This is a genomic window from Actinomycetota bacterium, from assembly GCA_035540895.1.
Taxonomy (GTDB): domain Bacteria; phylum Actinomycetota; class JAICYB01; order JAICYB01; family JAICYB01; genus DATLFR01.
This window is the reverse complement of sequence record DATLFR010000130.1, coordinates 1-19,105: the sequence shown is the minus strand read 5'-3', so window position 1 is coordinate 19,105 and position 19,105 is coordinate 1. Positions and strand designations below refer to the sequence as shown.

General features: G+C 70.4%; 21 protein-coding genes. 2 read left to right on the top strand and 19 right to left on the bottom strand.

The window, feature by feature from the left end:
- On the bottom strand, positions 1–134 hold a 134-nt coding region (locus tag VM840_07290; protein HVL81377.1), incomplete at its 3' end, for a DNA repair protein RadA.
- 59 nt (positions 135–193) lie between these two features.
- Between VM840_07290 and VM840_07285 the strand changes: the two genes are divergently transcribed.
- On the top strand, positions 194–1,054 hold the full coding sequence (locus VM840_07285) for a hypothetical protein (protein ID HVL81376.1): 861 nt from the start codon (positions 194–196) through the stop codon (positions 1,052–1,054).
- Positions 1,055–1,058: 4 nt separating this feature from the next.
- Here VM840_07285 and VM840_07280 read toward each other — a convergent pair whose 3' ends face one another.
- The 14 genes from VM840_07280 to folP form a co-directional block, all read right to left on the bottom strand.
- Positions 1,059–1,565 carry a hypothetical protein gene (locus VM840_07280; GenBank protein HVL81375.1) on the bottom strand — a complete coding sequence of 169 codons (507 nt, stop codon included), beginning with the start codon at positions 1,563–1,565 and terminating at the stop codon, positions 1,059–1,061.
- A gap of 123 nt (positions 1,566–1,688) precedes the next feature.
- A complete protein-coding gene (locus VM840_07275) occupies positions 1,689–4,184 on the bottom strand; it encodes an ATP-dependent Clp protease ATP-binding subunit (GenBank protein HVL81374.1) in 2,496 nt (831 codons plus the stop codon).
- A gap of 213 nt (positions 4,185–4,397) precedes the next feature.
- On the bottom strand, positions 4,398–5,855 hold the full coding sequence (lysS, locus tag VM840_07270) for a lysine--tRNA ligase (protein HVL81373.1): 1,458 nt from the start codon (positions 5,853–5,855) through the stop codon (positions 4,398–4,400).
- 9 nt (positions 5,856–5,864) lie between these two features.
- Positions 5,865–6,407, bottom strand: a complete 543-nt coding sequence (locus tag VM840_07265) for a pyridoxamine 5'-phosphate oxidase family protein (GenBank protein ID HVL81372.1) — start codon at positions 6,405–6,407, stop codon at positions 5,865–5,867.
- Positions 6,407–7,177 carry a type III pantothenate kinase gene (locus VM840_07260; GenBank protein ID HVL81371.1) on the bottom strand — a complete coding sequence of 257 codons (771 nt, stop codon included), beginning with the start codon at positions 7,175–7,177 and terminating at the stop codon, positions 6,407–6,409. The genes VM840_07265 and VM840_07260 overlap by 1 nt, the downstream gene beginning before the upstream one ends.
- Positions 7,177–7,986, bottom strand: coding sequence for a carboxylating nicotinate-nucleotide diphosphorylase (gene nadC, locus VM840_07255; protein HVL81370.1), 810 nt, complete (start codon positions 7,984–7,986; stop codon positions 7,177–7,179). The genes VM840_07260 and nadC overlap by 1 nt, the downstream gene beginning before the upstream one ends.
- A gap of 17 nt (positions 7,987–8,003) precedes the next feature.
- Positions 8,004–8,396, bottom strand: a complete 393-nt coding sequence (gene panD, locus VM840_07250) for an aspartate 1-decarboxylase (GenBank protein HVL81369.1) — start codon at positions 8,394–8,396, stop codon at positions 8,004–8,006.
- A complete protein-coding gene (gene panC, locus VM840_07245) occupies positions 8,393–9,244 on the bottom strand; it encodes a pantoate--beta-alanine ligase (GenBank protein ID HVL81368.1) in 852 nt (283 codons plus the stop codon). Before panC ends, panD begins: the two co-directional genes overlap by 4 nt.
- The gene (locus VM840_07240; protein ID HVL81367.1) at positions 9,241–10,059 is read right to left on the bottom strand and encodes a Rossmann-like and DUF2520 domain-containing protein; all 819 of its coding nucleotides are present in this window, start codon (positions 10,057–10,059) and stop codon (positions 9,241–9,243) included. The genes panC and VM840_07240 overlap by 4 nt, the downstream gene beginning before the upstream one ends.
- 125 nt (positions 10,060–10,184) lie before the next feature.
- Positions 10,185–11,183, bottom strand: a complete 999-nt coding sequence (locus VM840_07235) for an Rv2578c family radical SAM protein (GenBank protein HVL81366.1) — start codon at positions 11,181–11,183, stop codon at positions 10,185–10,187.
- A gap of 97 nt (positions 11,184–11,280) precedes the next feature.
- Positions 11,281–11,808: a 2-amino-4-hydroxy-6-hydroxymethyldihydropteridine diphosphokinase gene (gene folK / locus VM840_07230; protein ID HVL81365.1), complete on the bottom strand. Its 528-nt coding sequence runs from the start codon at positions 11,806–11,808 to the stop codon at positions 11,281–11,283.
- The gene (gene folB, locus VM840_07225) at positions 11,805–12,155 is read right to left on the bottom strand and encodes a dihydroneopterin aldolase (protein HVL81364.1); all 351 of its coding nucleotides are present in this window, start codon (positions 12,153–12,155) and stop codon (positions 11,805–11,807) included. The genes folK and folB overlap by 4 nt, the downstream gene beginning before the upstream one ends.
- Positions 12,152–12,970, bottom strand: coding sequence for a PD-(D/E)XK nuclease family protein (locus VM840_07220; protein ID HVL81363.1), 819 nt, complete (start codon positions 12,968–12,970; stop codon positions 12,152–12,154). Before VM840_07220 ends, folB begins: the two co-directional genes overlap by 4 nt.
- Positions 12,967–13,785, bottom strand: a complete 819-nt coding sequence (gene folP / locus VM840_07215; protein ID HVL81362.1) for a dihydropteroate synthase — start codon at positions 13,783–13,785, stop codon at positions 12,967–12,969. The genes VM840_07220 and folP overlap by 4 nt, the downstream gene beginning before the upstream one ends.
- 82 nt (positions 13,786–13,867) lie before the next feature.
- Here folP and VM840_07210 point away from each other — a divergent pair, with 82 nt between their 5' ends.
- Positions 13,868–14,671 (top strand): Ku protein, encoded by an 804-nt coding sequence (locus VM840_07210; protein HVL81361.1) that lies wholly within the window; start codon positions 13,868–13,870, stop codon positions 14,669–14,671.
- Here VM840_07210 and VM840_07205 read toward each other — a convergent pair.
- The 4 genes from VM840_07205 to tilS form a co-directional block, all read right to left on the bottom strand.
- Complete coding sequence (locus tag VM840_07205) at positions 14,668–15,324, bottom strand: dienelactone hydrolase family protein (protein HVL81360.1); 657 nt, start codon at positions 15,322–15,324, stop codon at positions 14,668–14,670. The two genes, VM840_07210 and VM840_07205, sit on opposite strands and share 4 nt — an antisense overlap.
- Positions 15,324–17,237 carry an ATP-dependent zinc metalloprotease FtsH gene (gene ftsH, locus VM840_07200; protein ID HVL81359.1) on the bottom strand — a complete coding sequence of 638 codons (1,914 nt, stop codon included), beginning with the start codon at positions 17,235–17,237 and terminating at the stop codon, positions 15,324–15,326. Before ftsH ends, VM840_07205 begins: the two co-directional genes overlap by 1 nt.
- Before the next feature lie 50 nt (positions 17,238–17,287).
- Positions 17,288–17,878 carry a hypoxanthine phosphoribosyltransferase gene (gene hpt, locus VM840_07195; GenBank protein HVL81358.1) on the bottom strand — a complete coding sequence of 197 codons (591 nt, stop codon included), beginning with the start codon at positions 17,876–17,878 and terminating at the stop codon, positions 17,288–17,290.
- Positions 17,851–19,105: tRNA lysidine(34) synthetase TilS (gene tilS, locus VM840_07190; protein HVL81357.1), on the bottom strand; the 1,255-nt coding region annotated here is incomplete at its 5' end. The genes hpt and tilS, both read right to left, overlap by 28 nt.

Below are 19,105 nucleotides of genomic sequence, written 5' to 3'. Positions count from 1 at the left end.
GGGGAGGACGACGCCCGGGGGGCCGCGCTCTCCTCGACGACCGTGCCCCACTCTCCGCAGTCCGGACAACGTCCCGTCCAGCGCGGCTGTTGGGAGCCGCACGACTGGCAGAGGGCGACGGTCCGCGTCTTCATGAGGATCAGAGCGTAAGGACGGGCACGGACACGACCTCCGTCTGAGACACTGGACCCTCATGGACCCGAGGTCACGAACCCTGACGATCCTGGCCGCGCTGGCCCTCGTCGTAGCGGTGCCGGCCTGCAGCCGCGAGGACGGCCGCGAGCGCCCCACCCGAGCGACGACCAGCCCCGGCGCGACGACGGATCCCTCGGAGGGCGAGGGTCCGGACCCGGAGAGAGCCGCCGACGGGTCGCCGGGTGGCTCTCCAGACGGCGCCTCGCCGCGGCCGGGAGCCCCCACCCCGACCCCCCAGCCGGTGCCGCAGGCGCAGCCGGGGACCAGCAACCGGCCCAGGCTCGGCGACTACACGTACGACCTGTCCGGCGCCACGACCAGCCCGATCGACCCGGCGGGGCGGTCCTATCCCGAGGGCAGCACCCAGCGGGTCATCGTCCAAGCCGATGGGGACGTCTACTCGGCCCACACCCCCGGCGTCGGCGCGGCGGCGTCCTCGAGCACCACCCGTGTCCGGTGGTCCGGGGACGGGGTGAGGCTCCTATCCATGCGGCTGGACATCGCCGGCCGCGGATACGAGTGCACGTACGACCCGCCCATCCAGATCCTGAGGTTCCCGATCCGAGCCGAGTCCTACCCCGCGCAGACGGGTCGCGGGCGGGACTGCGAGACCACCGTGGAGATCCGCCTGACGGGCCGGGAGGACGTCTCGGTGCCGTCCGGGACCTGGAGCTCCTGGCGGATCGAGACGAAGGTGGACTACCGGTTCGGGACACAGCTCCAGGGGACCGCGACCGGCACGAACTGGTACTCACCGGACCTCGGGTTCGAGGTCCGCGGGGAACGGCAGAACTCGGGCACCTACCAGGGACAGCCGTTCAACTCGACCGCGAACACCGCGCTCCGCGCGCACCCCTGACGGGTCAGGGAGCCAGGGTCCGGTACACGTTGGAGGCCCCATGTCCTTCGGCCTCCGCCTGCAGCGTGCCGACCGTCCTCGTGGGGTCGAGGGGCACGTAGGGGCTCTCCGCGAACCGCGAGCCGGGCATCATCGCCCTCTCGAGCGTCCATGGATCGCAGACATCGGAGTCGAGCAGGCCCCCGTCCGGACTCGTGACGCACCCGGCGGGAGCCGCATCCACCGCCCTCAGCAGGCGTGCGCGCGCCACGGTCGACCCGGGCAGGACGTAGAAGGTGTCCGCTTCCAGGCCGGCTCCGGCGGCGTTGCACCCGACCGCGCCCGGGTGGTACCCGGGGGCCACCACCGTGGCCGGGGAGAAGACCCCCACCCGCGTGAAGATGCTCACCGGGTAGTCGCACCTCGGCGCGAGGGCCCGGGCGGGGGCCGTGACGCCGAGGGCCGACGCCGAGACGGCGGCGACGACGATCAGACGCATCAGGCGCACCTTGGACCCCTCTATCGGCAGCATCCGTGACGAACCGATTCTGCGTCGGGGTCCGTTTCCCCTCCCCGAGGGCGTAGGGCCCCCCGATCGGGGGATGAGAAAGGGCCCCGACCTGCCGGCCGGGGCCCTCAACTCCGGTGGGTCGGGCTAGGAGCCGTCGCCGGCTGGGGCGGCCAGCTCCACCGGCTCGAGCGTCTCGAGGGCCTCCCCGGCCCTGCTCGAGAAGACGATCTCGCCGCCGGCGGCGTCGACGACCACGACATCGCCCGCCCGGAACTCCTTGAAGAGGACCTTCTCCGACAGGGGATCCTCGACCATCCGCTGGATGGTCCGGCGCAGCGGCCGGGCTCCCAGGGCGGGGTCGTATCCCTTGTCGGCGAGGAGCAGCTTCGCCTCGTGCGTGAGCTCGAGCGTGAGACCCCGGCTCGCGAGCTGCTCCCGGACCCGCTTGATCATCAGGTCGACGATCGTCGTCACCTGCTCCTTGCTCAGCGGGTGGAAGACGATGACCTCGTCTATCCGGTTCAGCAGCTCAGGCCGGAAGCTCGTCTTGAGCTCCGACATGACCTTGTCCTTCATCTTGTCGTAGGAGATCTCGTCGGACTGGTCCGAGGAGAACCCGATCCCTCGGGCCCGGGCCACGTCCCTCGTGCCCAGGTTCGAGGTCATGATGATGACGGTGTTCTTGAAGTCGACGTGGTGGCCCTGCGCGTCGGTCAGTCGCCCGTCCTCCAGGATCTGGAGCAGGACGTTGAAGACGTCGAAGTGGGCCTTCTCGATCTCGTCGAAGAGCACGACCGAGTAGGGGCGCCGGCGCACCTGCTCGGTGAGCTGTCCCCCCTCCTCGTACCCGACGTAGCCGGGAGGCGAGCCGACGAGGCGGCTGACCGTGTGCTTCTCCATGTACTCGGACATGTCCAGCGTGATCAGCGCGTCCTCGTCGCCGAACAGGAACTCGGCCAGGGTCTTCGCGAGCTCCGTCTTCCCCACGCCCGAGGGCCCGAGGAAGATGAAAGAGCCGGACGGGCGGCGCGGGTCCTTCAGGCCGGCCCGCGTGCGGCGGATAGCCCGGGAGACCGCCGCCACCGCCTCGTCCTGTCCGATGACGCGGTGGTGGAGCTCCTCCTCCATCCGCAGGAGCTTGGCCGACTCCTCCTCGGTGAGGCGGTGGACCGGGATGCCGGTCCAGATGCCGAGGACCTCGGCGATCTCCTCCTCGCCGATGACGCCGTAGAACTCGCCCTCGTTGGACCTCCAGGCCTTCTCGGTCTCCGTGCGGTCGCGCTGGAGCTGCGTCTCCTGCTCGCGCAGGCGCTGCACCTCGTCGGTCTCCTGCTGCTCGACCGCGCGGTCCTTCGCCGTCCGCACCGCGGCCAGCTGCTCGTCGATCTCCTTCAGCTCGGGCGGCGGGGACAGACGGCGCAGCCGCATCCTCGAGCCGGACTCGTCGATCAGGTCGATGGCCTTGTCCGGGAGGAAGCGGTCGGTGATGTAGCGGTCGGCCAGGTTGGCGGAGGCGACGATCGCCTCGTCGGTTATCACGACCTTGTGGTGCTGCTCGTACCGCTCGCGCAGCCCCTTCAGGATCTCGATCGTGTCCGTCACGGAGGGCTCGGCGACCTGGATGGGCTGGAACCGCCGCTCGAGCGCGGCGTCCTTCTCCAGGTGCTTGCGGTACTCCGCGAGCGTCGTCGCGCCTATCGTCTGTAGCTCGCCGCGGGCGAGCATCGGCTTCAGGATCGAGGCGGCGTCGATCGCGCCCTCGGCCGCGCCAGCTCCCACGAGGGTGTGCAGCTCGTCGATGAACAGCACGATGTCGCCGCGCTGCTTGATCTCCTTCAGGACCTTCTTCAGCCGCTCCTCGAAGTCACCCCGGTAGCGGGACCCGGCGACGAGCGCTCCCAGGTCGAGCGTGTATATCTGCTTGCCCTTCAGGGTCTCGGGCACGTGGTCGGCGACGATCTGCTGGGCCAGGCCCTCCACGATCGCGGTCTTCCCCACGCCCGGCTCTCCGATGAGGACCGGGTTGTTCTTCGTGCGCCGGGACAGGACCTGCATGACGCGCTCGATCTCCTTCGAGCGCCCGATGACGGGGTCGAGCTTGGCCTGCGAGGCGAGCGCGGTGAGGTTGCGCCCGAACTGGTCGAGGACGAGGGAGCCGGCCGGACCGGCCTCCCCCGAGCCCTTACCCTCCGGGCCGGCCTGCTGGTAGCCCTGCATGAGGTGCATGACGGTCTGGCGCACCTTCGGCAGGTCGAGGGCGAGCTTCATCAGCACCTGGGCGGCCACGCCCTCGCCCTCCCGCAGGAGACCGAGGAGGATGTGCTCCGTGCCGATGTAGTTGTGGCCCAGCTGCAGCGCCTCGCGCAGCGAGAGCTCCAGGACCTTCTTGGCGCGCGGGGTGAACGGGATGTGGCCCTGAGGCGTGGCGGTCCCCACGCCGATCATCTCTTCCACCTGCTGGCGGACCTGCTCCAGCGAGACGTTGAGCGACTCGAGCGCCTTCGCGGCGAGCCCCTCCCCCTCGTGGATCAGCCCGAGGAGCAGGTGCTCCGTCCCGATGTAGTTGTGGTTCAGGAGCCGGGCTTCCTCCTGGGCCAGGACGACGACCCGGCGGGCCCGGTCGGTGAAGCGTTCGAACATTCGGCCCTCCTGGGGGTAGGGAACCCCGGTCGGCTAGGTGCGGCGATTATACCTGTGGCCCCCGTCGATACTCAGAACGCCGGGACGGCCCCTCCTGTTCCCCGACCGTCTCCTCGACCAGCTCGTGGGACCGTCCTCCCCGTTTACCCGGTACCGGAGGTAGGGAACCCCTGGACCCATCGGTGTCCGGCGTCAACCCGACGAAGATCCGGCCTACGTCTCCGGACGCAGCGTCGGGAAGAGGATGACCTCCCGTATGGAGTGGCTCCCGGCCAGCAGCATCACCAGCCGGTCGATCCCGATGCCCAGCCCGCCGCAGGGCGGCATGCCGTACTCGAGCGCCTGCACGTAGGGCTCGTCGATCGGGTTCGCCTCCTCGTCTCCCGCCTCCCGCGCGGCCGCTTGGACCTCGAACCGTCGCCGCTGCTCGAGGGGGTCGTTCAGCTCGCTGAACGCGTTCGCCAGCTCCCGCCCGGCGACGATCACCTCGAACCGCTCGACGAGGCGGGGGTCCGAGCGGTGGGTTCGGGCCAGGGGCGAGGTCTCGATCGGGTAGTCGCACAGGATCGTGGGTTGGACTATCCGCTTCTCCACCACCTCGTCGCGCAAGGCCTCCACGAGCTGCCCGGGGGTCCAGCCGTCCTTCGGCTGGATGGAGTGGGCGCGGCACAGCTCCCGCAGGTCCTCCACGGGCGTGTCGAGGGTGACCTCGCGTCCGACCGCCTCCGAGACGGCAGAGAGCACGGTCACGCGAGGCCACGGTCCGGCCAGCTCGATCTCGTGGCCCTCGAACTCCACCCGGGTCGTCCCGAGCGTCTCCCGCGCCACGTGAGAGACGAGGTCCTCGGTGAACGACATGACGTCGTGGTAGTCCGCGTACGCCTCGTAGGACTCGAGCATCGTGAACTCGGGGTTGTGCTTGTAGGAGATGCCCTCGTTGCGGAAGACGCGCCCGATCTCGTAGACGCGCTCCATCCCGCCGACGATCAGGCGCTTCAGGTAGAGCTCCTTGGCGATGCGGAGGTAGAGGTCGGTGTCGAGCGCGTTGTGGTGGGTGACGAACGGACGCGCGGTCGCGCCCCCCGGGATCGGGTGCAGGAGCGGCGTCTCGACCTCGAGGAACCCGCGCCCGTCGTAGAAAGCCCGGAGCGCCCGGATCACGGCGGGCCTCAACTCGGCCACCCGGCGGGCGTCCGGGTTCGTGATCAGGTCGAGGTAGCGCTGGCGGTAGCGGACCTCGACGTCGCGCAGGCCGTGCCACTTGTCCGGCATGGGGCGGAGCGCCTTCGCGAGGAGCACGATCTCGGACGGCCGGATGGAGAGCTCGCCCTTCCGGGTCCGGACGACCTCACCCTTGGCGCCGACGACGTCCCCCGTGTCCATCTCCACGAAGGACGGGACCAGGTCGCCGGTGACGAAGAGCTGGATGCGTCCGGACCGGTCGTGCAGGTCCCCGAACGCGAGCTTCCCCTGCTCCCGGGACGCGAGCAGCCGGCCCGCCACCGATACGATCTGGCCCGTCTCACCCCCGGGCTCGAGCCCGGCGTGAGCCTCGTGGATCTCGGCGGTGGTGTGGGTCCTGTCGAACCGGACCGGGTACGGGTCGTCCCCTCTCGTCAGGCGCGCCTCGACCTTGCGCAGCCTGTCCAGGTACAGGTCCTCCTCGGCCATCGCGGAAGTCTACTGGCGCAGGCCGGGGAGCCCGTCGAGGCTGACCGCGTTGCGCTCGGCCCGGTATGCGAGGAGGCCTTCCGGACCCTTGCGCTCCGTCCAGCGGTCGAGGACGTCCCGGTCGCCGACGTAGTCGTAGAGCGGGACGGCGTACCCGCAGGAGTCGCTGATCCGCTCGACATCGACCCGCACGATCGACCTGGCGCCCGGATGGTCCGGGAAGGCGTCGCTCAGGGCTTCGAAGCCCGGCGTCCCGACGAGGCACGCCTCCCCGCGACCGTGGAGGCGGACGATCTTCGGGGGCCCGGCGAACGAGCAGAACATGATGCAGATCCGTCCGTTCTCCCGCAGATGGGCGATCGTCTCGACACCGGACCCGGTCAGGTCGAGGTACCCCACCGTGCGGTCGCCGAGGATCCGGAACGAGTCACCGCCCTTCGGGGACAGGTTGACCAGACCGTCTCCGGAGAGCGGCGCCGTGGCCACGAAGAACACGTGCTGCGCCTCGATGAACGACCGGACGTCGGCCAGCGTCTCGTACGTCTTGCCCATCAGCCCGCGTTCCGTTCGTACAGGATCTGCAGGCCCCGCAGGGTGAGCCACGGCTCCACCACGTCGACGTCGGACAGGTGCGGAGCGAGCGAAGCGGCCAGGCCGCCCGCCATCACGGTCTTGGCCTCGGGACCTAGCTCCTGCCGGAAGCGCGCGATCATCCCGGCCACGAAGGACGTGAAGCCGATCACGATCCCGGACTGCAGCGCCTCGGTGGTCGACCTCCCGACCAGCCTCTTGGGCCAGATCAGGGGGACCCGCTTCAGCTGGGCGGTCGAACGGACGAGCGACTCGCTCCACATCTCGATGCCCGGCGCGATCGCGCCGCCGATGTACTCGCCGGCCTCGGACAGGATGTCGAAGGTGGTCGCGGTGCCTAGGTCCACGACCACGGCCGGTCCGCCGTACAGGGCCTGAGCCGCGACCGAGTTGACGATGCGGTCGGCGCCGACCTCCTTCGGGTTGTCGATCAGTATCGGCACCCCCGTCTTGATCCCCGGCTGGACGATCAGGGGATCGAAGTGGAAGTAGCGCTCGACCATGTCCTCGAGGGCCTGGGTGACGGCCGGGACGACGCTCGCGATCGCCACGCCGGTGACGTTGCGGTCGAACGACAGGTCCTCGAGCGCCAGGAGGCCGGAGAAGGAGAGGGCGTACTCGTCGGCCGTGCGCTGCTGGCGCGTGGCCAGACGCCACGTGCGGCCGAGCTTGTCGCGGTCGAAGACCCCGATCGTGGTCTCGGAGTTGCCCACGTCGACGGCCAGCAGCATCAGCAGACCCTCAGGGAGATGTCCAGCGCGGGAGCCGAGTGGGTCAGGGCCCCGACCGAGATACGGTCGACGCCCGTCGCCGCCACGGCCTCTATCGTCTGCACCGTGATCCCGCCGGACGCCTCGAGGGGGATGTGCGGTCGCATGGACCGGGCGAGCTCCACGAGCTCGGTCAGCTCGGCGATGGACCGGTTGTCGAGCAGGAGCGAGTCCGCTCCCGCTTCGAGCGCCTCGCGGAGCTCCGCGGCCGACTCCACCTCGCACTGGACCGGGAGCCCGGACGTCTTCGCCCGTCCCACGGCCTCCGTGACCGATCCGACGGCGGCGATGTGGTTGTCCTTCACGAGGACCGCGTCCGAGAGTCCGAAGCGGTGGTTGACCCCGCCTCCGCACCGGACGGCGTGCTTCTGCAGGGCGCGCAGCCCCGGCAAGGTCTTGCGCGTGTCGACCACCTCTGCGGTGCCGGACCTCTCCACCAGCGCCCCGGTCGTGGTGGCGATCCCGGACAGGTGGGAGACGAGGTTGAGGGCGGTCCGCTCTCCCGTGAGGATCGCGCGGGCGGGTCCGCTGAGCCTGGCTATCGGCTCCCCGGGGCTCGCGGCCGCTCCGTCCTCTGTGAGCAGCTGGACCTCCACCCGTTCGTCCACCTCGGAGAAGGTGACCGGGAGCGCGGCGAGGCCGGCGAGGATGCCCTCCTCCTTCACGACCACCTGGGCCCGCAGCGAGAGGTCCTCCGGCACGACCGAGAGGGTCGTGACGTCGTCGAGGGCGCCGTCCTCCTCCAGGGAGGCCCGGACCGCCGTCCGCATGGCCGAGTCCAGGTCGGTCAGAGCAGTCCCCCGGACGCGTCCGTGGGGTCGGTGTCGGAGGTCCCGGCCGGCTTGTTGCGGTCGTCCACGAACACCACCTTGGGGTGGTGCTGACGGACCTGCTCGGGATCGAGCCCGGCGAACGTCATGATGATGACCTTGTCGCCCGCCGAGACGAGCCGCGCCGCCGCCCCGTTCATGCAGATCGTCCCGGACCCGCCAGGTCCCGGGATCGCGTACGTCTCGAGCCGTGCCCCGTTGTCGACGTCGACCACGAGGACCTTCTCGTAATCGTGGATGTCCGCCAGGTCCATCAGTTCGCGGTCGATGGTGATCGACCCGACGTAGTCGATCCGCGCCTCGGTCACCGTCGCCCGGTGGATCTTCGACTTGAGCAGGTACCGGATCATCTCCTCCCCTTCCCGCCGATCGCGGTCACGTTGTCGATCAGCCTCGTGCCGCCCAAACGGACGGCTCCACAAACCACCACGGCTCGCTCCACCAGCTCGACGGGCTCGAAGGTGTCAGGGTCGACTACGTCGAGGTAGTCGACCTCCTCGCCGTGCAGCACCTTCAACCCGGCTTCGATGGCGCGGGCCGCCTCCCTCTCCCCGGCCTCGATCCGCTCGCGCACCTCTGACAGCGCCTCGTACAGGACCGGGGCCCTCCGACGGTCTTCGGGGGACAGATACGCGTTGCGGCTCGAGAGCGCGAGCCCGTCCGGCTCCCGGACCGTCTCGCACGGCACGATCTCGACCGGCATGTCGAGGTCCGCCACCATCCGGGCGACGACCGCGAGCTGCTGCGCGTCCTTGCGTCCGAAGTAGGCCCGGCAGGCACCGACCGCGTTGAGGAGCTTCGTCACGACGAGGCAGACCCCGTCGAAGTGCCCGGGGCGGACCGCGCCCTCCATGCGGTCGGTCAGCCCGGACACGTGGACCGAGGTGGCCGGCGGACGCGGGTACATCTCCGCGGGGTCGGGGTGGAAGACGAGGTCCACCCCGGCGTCCTCACAGGCGCGCAGGTCGTCCTCTATCGGGCGTGGATACGACGCGAGGTCCTCGTGGGGCCCGAACTGCGTGGGGTTGACGAAGATGCTGACGACGGTCCAGCCGCACTCGGATCGCGCCCGGTCCACGAGCGCGAGGTGACCCGCGTGCAGGGCCCCCATCGTCGGGACGAACCCGACGGTCTGTCCGCCCGCGCGGGCCGCCTCACACGCCGCCCGGAGTTCCTGCACCGTGCGCACGACCCTCATCGCGCGGCCTCCGCCACCGCGCCTGCGTCCGAACCCGACAGGTGGGCTGCGAGCACGGCGAGGGACCGGTAGGCGTCCTCGTACGACGTGCCGCGGAGGAGGGCGACGTGGCGTGAGATCGTCCCCACGTCCCCTCGTGCGGCGGGACCGGTGATCGCCCCGTGCTCGACCGCGTTCAGCGCGCTCCTCGACACGAGCAGGGCCAGCGTGCCCGCGGGGTCGCGGACGCCGGCCTGCTCCAGGAGGCGCAGCCCGGCCACCACCGCCGCCGCCGCGTAGTTGGACGCGAACACGGCGGCCGCGTGGTACAGCGGCTTCGCCTCGTCGTCCAGGTCGAACGGGAGGCCTCCCCAGGCCTCGGCGATCGCGTGCAGGGTCGGGCGGTCGGGCTCGGTCGCGGTCACGGCCACGGCCGCTCCCCGCAGGGCGTCGGCTCCCGTCCGGGGGTCGGGCAGGGTCTGCAGCGGGTGGAGGGAGGCCGTTCGCGCTCCGGCTTCGGCCACCGCGTCGAGCGCGGCCACGGAGGTCGCGCCGGAGGTGTGGGCGACGAGCTTCCCCGTCGCGGCGGGCGCCAGGTCGACGGACGCCTTCTCGATCGCGTCGTCCGGCACGGCGAGGATCAGCACCTCGGCCGGGGCGGCGGCGTCGGCGAGCGAGTCGGGGACGTCGACGGCTAGCAGCTCGCGCGCCCGGTCGCGTCCGGACGCCGTGGGAGACCACGCGGCCACGACCGGGTACCCGGCGCGGACGAGAGCGAGCCCAATCGAGCCTCCCGTCCGGCCGCACCCGACGACCGCCACGGGTGGTGCTTGCACCACGCGACGCTTCCTTCTCGACGCGCGGGAACGGGGAGGGAGGTCCGGCCCTACCGTTCCAGTTCCCGCTGGGATACCGGACGTACGGACCTGTTCATAAGCGTACCCGAGAGGTGCCTGCGCTGCTAGAGCAGGGTCTGCTGCTCCACCTTCGCGGGAGCCTTCTCGAGCTCCGCCTGCTTCCGTTTGCGCTCGACCATCCGCCAGTAGGCGTCCGACCGGGGCTTCAGCCCGCCGGCGGCCTGTTTCAACGTCGTGATGTTCTCGGCCAGGGCCTTGCGGGCCTCGCTGGGCGCGTACGCGCCCCTGCGGTACATCTCCTCGTAGGTCCCGACCAGGTGGGGATAGGCGTCCTGCAGCCACGCCATGTACTCCTCACGGACGATCGGCCGCAGGTGGAGCAGGATCGGCGTTATGTGGGTCGCGCCCGCATCGACGGCCGCCTTGACCACCTCCATCAGCATCCGAGGGTCGTCGCTTATGCCGGGCAGGACGGGGGCGATCATCACCCCGCACGGGATCCCCGCCTCGTTGAGCCGGGCCACGGCGTCCAGGCGCTTGCGCGGGTGCGGCGTGCCCGGCTCAGAGCGTCTCCACACCTCGGCGTCCAGGGTCGGGACCGACAGGGCAGTCGACAGATCCACCACCTCGGCGGCTTCCTTCAGCAGGGGCAGGTCGCGCAGGATCAACGTCCCTTTCGTGAGGATCGAGAACGGGTTGCGGTAGTCGAGGAGGGCCTGGATGATCCGGGGCATCAGCCTGTACCGGCCCTCGGCCCGCTGGTAGGGATCGGTCGCCGTACCCATCGCGATATGCCCGCCCTTCCAGGACCGTCTCGCGAGCTCCCGGCGCAGCAGGTCGGGAGCGTTGACCTTCACGACGATCTTGGACTCGAAGTCGCGGCCGGCGTCCATGTCCATGAACGTGTGCGTCGAGCGAGCGAAGCAGTAAACGCAGGCATGTGAGCAGCCCCTGTAAGGATTGATCGTGAAGTCGAAGGGCACCGAGTTGCCCGGCACGCGGTTGATGATCGACTTGGCCTCCACCTCGATGAACTCGATCCCGCGGAAGTGGGGGGTGTCGAAGGTGCGCCTTCGTAGCTCGAACAGCTTCTCGGGAGCCATACCTGATTAGAACATGCGTTCGTGACAGGCGCATCCGTGCGGTCCGCTGCCAGACCCGGCAGCTGCCCTGCCGCTGGCCCACGCCGCCGGGCTCGCCTCAGGGAGGCGGCCAGAGGGTCTCGCAGGGGTGGGCGTGGGTGACGCCCTCCCGACCGAGCTCCTCGAGGCGCTGGAGGAGCGGCTTACCGCTCGGCAGGATCATGTGGGGGACGAGGTCCGAGAGAGGGACGAGTACGAAGGCCCGGTCCTCCATGAGCGGATGCGGGACGGTTAGCTCGGGTCCGGACAGGCGCTCGTCTCCCAGGAGCAGGATGTCCAGGTCGACCTCGCGCTGCTGCCATCGCCCGCGGGTTATGCGGCCCACCTGCCGCTCGATCTCCTGACACTTCGCCAGCAGCTGGTGCGGCTCGAAGGATGTCTCGATCTCGATCACGGCGTTGTAGAAGTCGGGCTGCGGCGGCCCGACCGGTTCGGTCTGGTAGACCGCGGACGAGGCGACGAAGGTCACCTCGGGGCATTGCGCGATCTCGATGGCCGCGTTGCGCAGGAACGTCAGCCTGTCTCCCACGTTCGAACCCAACCCTATGTAGGTCGTCCGTGTGCGCGTGTCACCGTTGCGGCTCAACGGGAGACCTCCACGGTCACGCCGGCCGCTTCGAGGGAGGCCGCGACGGCGGGCTTGGCGATGCGGACGACGGCCCGGGTCGCTCCCAGCTCCACGAGCCTGTCGCCGATGGTGGACGCCAGTCGCTCCAGCAGGGCGAACGAAGAGTCGGCCGTGATCCGGCGGATCTCCCGGATGACCTCCGTGTAGTCGATGGTGTCGTCCAGCGAGTCGGACGACGCCGCCCGGGCGATATCGATGTCCAGCTCGGCGTCGACGAGCAGCTCGGTGGGACGCTCCCGCTCGAACGGAGCCACGCCGTGGCGTCCGGACGCCTGGACCCCCGTCACGACGATGCGTCCGGTCATCGGCGGAACGTCCGGCGCATGAGGGCGGGCGCGTCCGGGCCGACCTCAGCCTTCCCCTCCGGACAGCAGACGAGGAAGTCGCAGTACCGGCACAGGTGGCCCGGGGTCGCCTCCCACGACGACTCCCCCCTCATCCGCGCCACCAGGCTCTGGATCTCCATCCAGTCGTCCGCGAGCCGGGCCGGGTTGCGGCTCGTCTCGACTCGGCGGCCGGCGGCCAGGTCGTAGAGCACGATGCGGGAGACGCGCTTGCGGAACGCCTGCGAGACCGCCATCGCGTACAGGGAGAGCGGGAGCGACCCGTCGATCGACGCTTCGTCGAGACGGTACGTGCCGGTCTTGTAGTCCACGACCACGTACTCGTCCCCATCGGCGTCGAGGCGGTCCACGCGCCCCCAGACGTAGATGCCGGCTCCCGGGTGGCTCAGCGCGAACTTCGACTCGAGCGCGATCGCGCGCACCTTCGAGTGGTCCTCCATCGCGTGGAAACGGCGGAGCATGTCCTCCGCCCGGGCCAGACCGGACCTGGCCGCCTCCCCGGACGGGTACCCAGATGGGTCCCACGCGTGGCGGAGGTTCAGGATCAGGTTCGATTCCGTGCGGTCGGCCGGAGGGAGCGCGTAGAAGTCCCGCAGCGCGCGATGGACCGATCGGCCGAGTGCGGTCTGCGGGAAGGACCGCCTCTCCGGGCGGTGGTCCACGTAGCGGTACCGGTACTGGCGGGGACAGTCCAGGTAGGTCTGGAGCCGCGAGGGGTTGAGCTCGAACAGGCTCTCGACCTCGTCGAAGAGCCTCGCCTCCTGGTGCCCGCTCATGCCCTTCCCCCGATCGCGGCGATCATGTCGACCACCCGCCTCATCGCTCCGACGTCGTGGACCCGGACCATCTCGACGCCGGACATCGCGCACCAGGCTACGGCAGCCGCGGTTCCCTCGAGCCGGTCTGCAGGGTCGCCACCCGTGACGTGTCCGACGAAGCGCTTCCGGGAGGGACCCACCAGCACAGGATGCCCCAGGGAGCGGAGGACGTCCACGCGCGCGAGGAGCTCGAGCGACTGGTCGGGGCTCTTCGCGAACCCCAGGCCCGGGTCGAGCCATATCCGCTCACGCGCGACGCCGGCCGCCACGGCCGCGGCTACGCGCCGGGACAGCTCCTCGCCCACCTCGGCGACGACATCGGCGTATCCGACCAACGAGTCCATCGTCTGCGGCGAACCGCGCATGTGCATGAGGACGACGTCGCAGCCGCGCTCCGCGACGAGTGGGAGCATCTCCGGGTCGAACACGCCTCCGGACACGTCGTTCACCGCGATCGCGCCCGCGTCGAGGGCGGCCCGCGCGACCGGAGCCTTCCGCGTGTCCACCGAGACCGCAACGCCGAGAGCGGCCACCGCCTCGACCACGGGCGCCACCCGGCGGACCTCTTCGTCCGCCGGGACCTCCTCGGCTCCCGGACGGGTGGACTCGCCTCCCACGTCGATGACGTCCGCCCCCTCATCGACCATCCGGTGGGCGTGCGCGATGGCCGAGGGGACGGAGCTGTATAGGCCACCGTCGGAGAAGGAGTCGGGCGTGACGTTGAGGATGCCCATGACGGCCGTGCGACCGCGCGGGCGGGGCAGAGGGAGCACGTCCCCACTCTACGGGGGTGGTCTGGGGGTGGTCTGGGTGTGCCGTGGGTATATCTCCGGGGCAGGTGAGACAGGAGGTCCCATGCGCGCGACTTGGAGCGGAAGCATCTCGTTCGGACTGGTGACCGTGCCGGTGAAGGTCTACACGGCCACCCAGGACACCACTCCCTCGTTCCGCCAGCTCGACGAGGAGACGAAGTCACCGATCAGGTACCGCAAGGTGGCGTCGTCCACCGGCGAGGAGGTGCCGCGGGAGCGGATCGTGAAGGGGTACGAGGTGTCCAAGGGGCAGTACGTGGTCCTGAGCGACGAGGAGATGGAGGCGCTCCCGGCGCGCTCGGGCAAGGCGATCGACGTGGAGCAGTTCGTGGACGCCTCGCAGATCGATCCCGTCTACTTCGAGCGTCCGTACTACCTCGTCCCCGACGAGGCGGGCGTGAAGGCGTACAACGTGCTGCGCGACGCCCTCGCCGCCGAGGACAAGGTGGCGATCGGGCGCGTCGCCTTCCGGGACAAGGAGCACCTGGCCGCCATCCGCGTCATGAACGGGGTCCTGATGCTGCACACGATGCGCTGGCCCGAGGAGATAAAGGAGGCCGAGTTCCCAGAGCTCGCCGCCTCTCCGAAGGTGAGCGAGGCCGAGGTGAAGATGGCGCGGACGCTCGTCCAGGGCATGACCGACGAGTTCGACCCCGCCCGCTTCACGGACTCGTACCGGGAGGCCGTCCAGGAGCTCGTCCAGCGCAAGCTCGAGGGCGAGGAGATAACGGTTCCCGACGCTCCGGAGCCGGAGCCGGTGGCCGACCTCATGAAGGCCCTCGAGGCGAGCTTGAAGCACGTCGAGGAAGCCCGGAGCGCGCCGAAGAAGCGCGCGAAGGCGTCCTAGGCGGCGACCAGGAACTGCTGGACCCGGCGCCACGCGTCGGTGGCGTCGGCCGGGCGGTGGGCCGGGCGGTCCGGGTCGTGGACGAACCCGTGCTCCGCTCCCTCGTAGACCACCACGGTCGCTCCGGTGCGCCGGAGTTCGTCGACGTCTTCGGATGGGGTCCAGATGTCGGCCGAGCCGATGATCGCCAGCACGTTCTCGCCCCGGCGGGGCAGGAGGGCGTCCAGCGGCTCGCCCTGTCCGGGAGCCCGCCAGTTCTCGGGCACCCGGATCATCCCGTAGAAGGACACGCCCCTGAAGAAGCGCGGGGCGAACTTGAACACGTACATGCCACCCATGCAGAACCCCAGGACGCAGACCTCCTCGGCATCGACCGCGTCGGCCGCGGCCAAGCCATCGGCGAGCTTCGCCTCGTCGTCGAGGTCCCGGGCGGCGACGAGCCGCTCCTCGAGGGTCAGGGTCTCCTGCCCCGGGAACATCTCCACGGCGCACACGGGCCAACCGAGCTGAGTGGCGAGCCGGGAGACGTGGTCGTCGAAGAGCGGCCGAAGACCCATGATGTCCGGGTAGATCACGAGCCCACGCTCGGCCCGGCCCTCGCCCGGACGGATGAGCTCGGCCTCCGTCCCCGTCCGGAGCTCGATCCGAGGCATCAGGCGGGGGAGAGGCCCGGCTTCGGCTTCGGGCGCGGGGCGCGGCGCTGACGCTTGGCGGGCTCCGACGCCGGTACCGCGTCCTCGAGCATCCGCCCCCGCGCTCCCTGCGCCTTGGGGCGGCCCTCGAAGATCTCCTCGAGCTCGGACACGTCCACGGTCTCGTTCTCGAGGAGGCGCTGCGCGAGCCGGTCCAGGACCGGCCGGTTGTCGCGCAGGACGTCCTTCGCCTGCTCGTGAGCTCCCTCGACGAGCCGGCGGATCTCGATATCGATCTCCGCCGCCACCGAGTCCGAGTAGTCGCGGTGCTCGGCGATGTCGCGGCCCAGGAAGACGTTGTCCTGGTGCTGCCCGAGGGCCATCGGACCGAGGGCCGACATCCCGTACTCGCAGACCATCGACCGCGCGATCTTCGTCACGCGGTTTATGTCGTCCTGGGCTCCCGTGGTGACATCCCCGAAGACGATCTCCTCGGCCGCCCGGCCGCCGAGCATCACGGCCAGCTCGTCGGTGAGCTCCGACCTCGTCACGAGGTACCGGTCCTCGGTGGGGAGGGTGAGCGTGTACCCGAGCGCGCGGCCCCTGGGGATGATCGAGATCTTGTGGACCGGGTGCGCGTGCGGCATCAGGTACGCGACCAGGGCGTGGCCCGCCTCGTGGTAGGCGATGATCCGCTTCTCCTCGGCCGTGATGAGGCGCGAGCGCCGCTCGGGCCCGGCGACGACCCGGTCGATCGACTCCTCGAGCTCCGACATCGTGATCTGCTTCTGCTTGCGCCGCGCGGTTAGCAGGGCGGCCTCGTTCACGACGTTGGCGAGGTCGGCCCCGGTGAACCCGGGTGTGCGGCGGGCGATCACCTCGAGGTCGATCGCCTCGGCCAGCGGCTTGCCCCGCGTGTGGACCTTCAGGATCGCCGTCCGTCCGTTGAGGTCCGGGCGGTCGACGACGATCTGTCGGTCGAAGCGTCCGGGCCGCAGCAGAGCGGGGTCGAGGATGTCCGGACGGTTCGTGGCCGCGATCAGGACGACCCCGGTCCGGGCGTCGAAGCCGTCCATCTCGACGAGCAGCTGGTTGAGGGTCTGCTCGCGCTCGTCGTGTCCCCCGCCGAGTCCCGCGCCGCGGTGGCGGCCGACCGCGTCGATCTCGTCCACGAACACGATGGCCGGCGCGGCCGCCTTCGCCTGCTCGAAGAGGTCGCGCACGCGAGCAGCACCGACGCCGACGAACATCTCGACGAAGTCCGACCCCGATATCGAGAAGAAGGGGACGCCTGCCTCCCCGGCGACCGCCCGGGCCAGGAGCGTCTTCCCTGTCCCGGGGGGGCCGAACAGCAGGACGCCCTTCGGGATCTTCGCTCCCATGGCTTGGAACCGCGACGGGTTCGCCAGGTACTCCTTGATCTCGCGGATCTCCTCGACCGCCTCGTCGAGCCCGGCCACGTCACCGAAGGTGATCTTGGGCATCTCCTTCGTCACGAGCTTGGCGCGGGACCGGCCGAACGACATAACGCGGGAGCCGCCGCCCTGCGACTGGTTCAGGAGCCAGAAGATGAGCAGGAAGATGAGGATGAACGGGAGGAACTGCCCGAGCACGGAGACGAGCAGTGACGGGCGCTGGGGGTTCACCTGGTGGCGGACCTTCCCCTCGCGCAGGGCGGTCATGAGGTCGCCCCCCTCCTCCGCGAGGAAGGTCGCGCGGATGGTCTGCCCGTTCCGCAGCTCCGCCTCCACGCGCTGGTCGTTCTCGTAGACGGTCACCCGCTCGACCTGTCCGCTCGCCACGCGGTCGTAGAACTCGCTGATGGCGACGGTCTCGACGGGCGCAGCCCGCTGGACGAAGGTCCCGGCCACCCACAACACGCCGAGCCCGATCAGTATCCAGATGAGCGTGTTGCGTCCAAGGCGCTTACGCATGGTTCAGCAACGATACCCCCGGTCGCAGCCCGACGCCGGGCCTCGTGAGGTCAGCTCTGCTCGGGCGCTATGCCGGGCTTCAGCAGGGCGAGGAAGGGCAGGTTGCGGAACCTCTCGGCGTGATCCAACCCGTACCCGACCACGAAATCGGACGGTATCCGGAACCCCTCGTACCGGACCGGTACCTCGACCGCGCGGTCGCTCTCCTTGCGGAAGAGCGCGCACACCTCGAGGGAGGCGGGCCTCCTCGCTCCCAGGTACCGCAGCAGGTACTTCAGGGTGAGGCCGGAGTCGATGATGTCCTCGACGAGCAGGACGTCCTGATCCTCGATCTCGTTGTCGAGGTCCTTCAGGATCCGGACGACGCCGGAGGTCTTCGTGGCCGAGCCGTAGCTGGAGACCGCCATGAAATCGAACCGGACCGGGAGCTGGATGTTGCGCGCCAGGTCGGCCATGAGGATGAACGCCCCCTTCAACACCCCGACCAGGATGGGGGAGCGCCCCGCGTAGTCCTCGGTGATGAGGCGCCCGAGCTCGGCGACCTTCGCCTGGATCTCATCGCCCGTGACGATGATCTCGCCGAGGTCCTCGGAGTAGCTGTGGGGGGCCGGGATCAGGGGCCCGGCCGCCTTCTCGTCCACCAACCGGCTCCCTCGATCGGCTCCGCGTCTACGACGATGCCCTCGGCCGACGAGGGCGGGCTCGTGAACCCGACCACCGCGACCGCCTCGTCCCCGTCTGCCAGGACCGCGACGCGGTCGCGGGCGAACCGAGGGACCTTCGCGTCCACGAGCACGTCCTGGACCTTCCTCGTACCCCCGGTCGTGGACACGCGGTCACCGGGCCGGCGGCCGCGCAACCGGAGCCCGGTGCGCACGGCGTCCAATCTACACCGCCAGGTCCACGGGTCCCCCCCGGCACCGATGCGAAGGCGCACACCCCACTCGGGCGCCTCGACCGTGCCGCGGTCGGGCAGGACGACGGGGTCCGGCGGGGTCAACGACGTGTCGACGAAGGCGACGTGGCGGTCGGTCCGTCGCACCTCGCAGCCCGGACCTGCCACCACCGTCGCTCCCGGGGCGGCCCGGGCCAGGTCCAGGACCCGCGCCACGGTCGCCGCGTCCGCCCGGCCCCCGCTCCTCTCGAGGATCGACCGGGCGACCCGGGCCGCGATCGGTCTCGGACCTAACAGGGCGGCCGGCTCGACCAGCGTGGCCGGAGGGCGCAGCTCCACGCCCTCGATCACCTCGTCGGCCAGCGCCTGGAGGAAAGCTTCGTCGGACGCAGCCAGGGAGGCGTGCCGAGAGATGGACGAGACCGCTCCGGGGAAGCGCTCCGCGAGCGAGGGCAGGACCGCGGCCCGGACCCAGTTGCGGTCCATCGACAGGTCGGAGTTCGTCGGGTCCTCGCGCCAGGCGATCGCGCGCTCGGACAGCCACCCCCGCAGCTCCCCCCGGGACACCTCGAGCAGTGGCCGCACGAACCTCCCTCGCACGTGCGGGATCCCCCGCAGGCCGCGGGCCCCCGTCCCTCGCACGAGCCTGAGCAGCACGGTCTCGGCCTGGTCGTCCAGCGTGTGCGCGGTGAGGACCCAGCGCAGGCCGAGGGCGTGCGCGGCGGCGTCCAGGAGCATGTAACGGAGGTCGCGGGCCGCCTCCTCCCCGGAGCCGCGTTCGGGGGTCCGTCCAGCGAGCACCGTCACGGGCAGCCCGAGCGCTCGGGCTCCCTCGACCACGTGCTCGGCGTCCGCGCGGGAGCCGGGACGCAGCCTGTGGTCGACGTGTAGCACGTGGAGGTCGAGCCCCTCGTCGGCCAGCAGGTGCATCAGGGCCGTGGAGTCGGCCCCCCCGGACACGGCTACCCCCCAG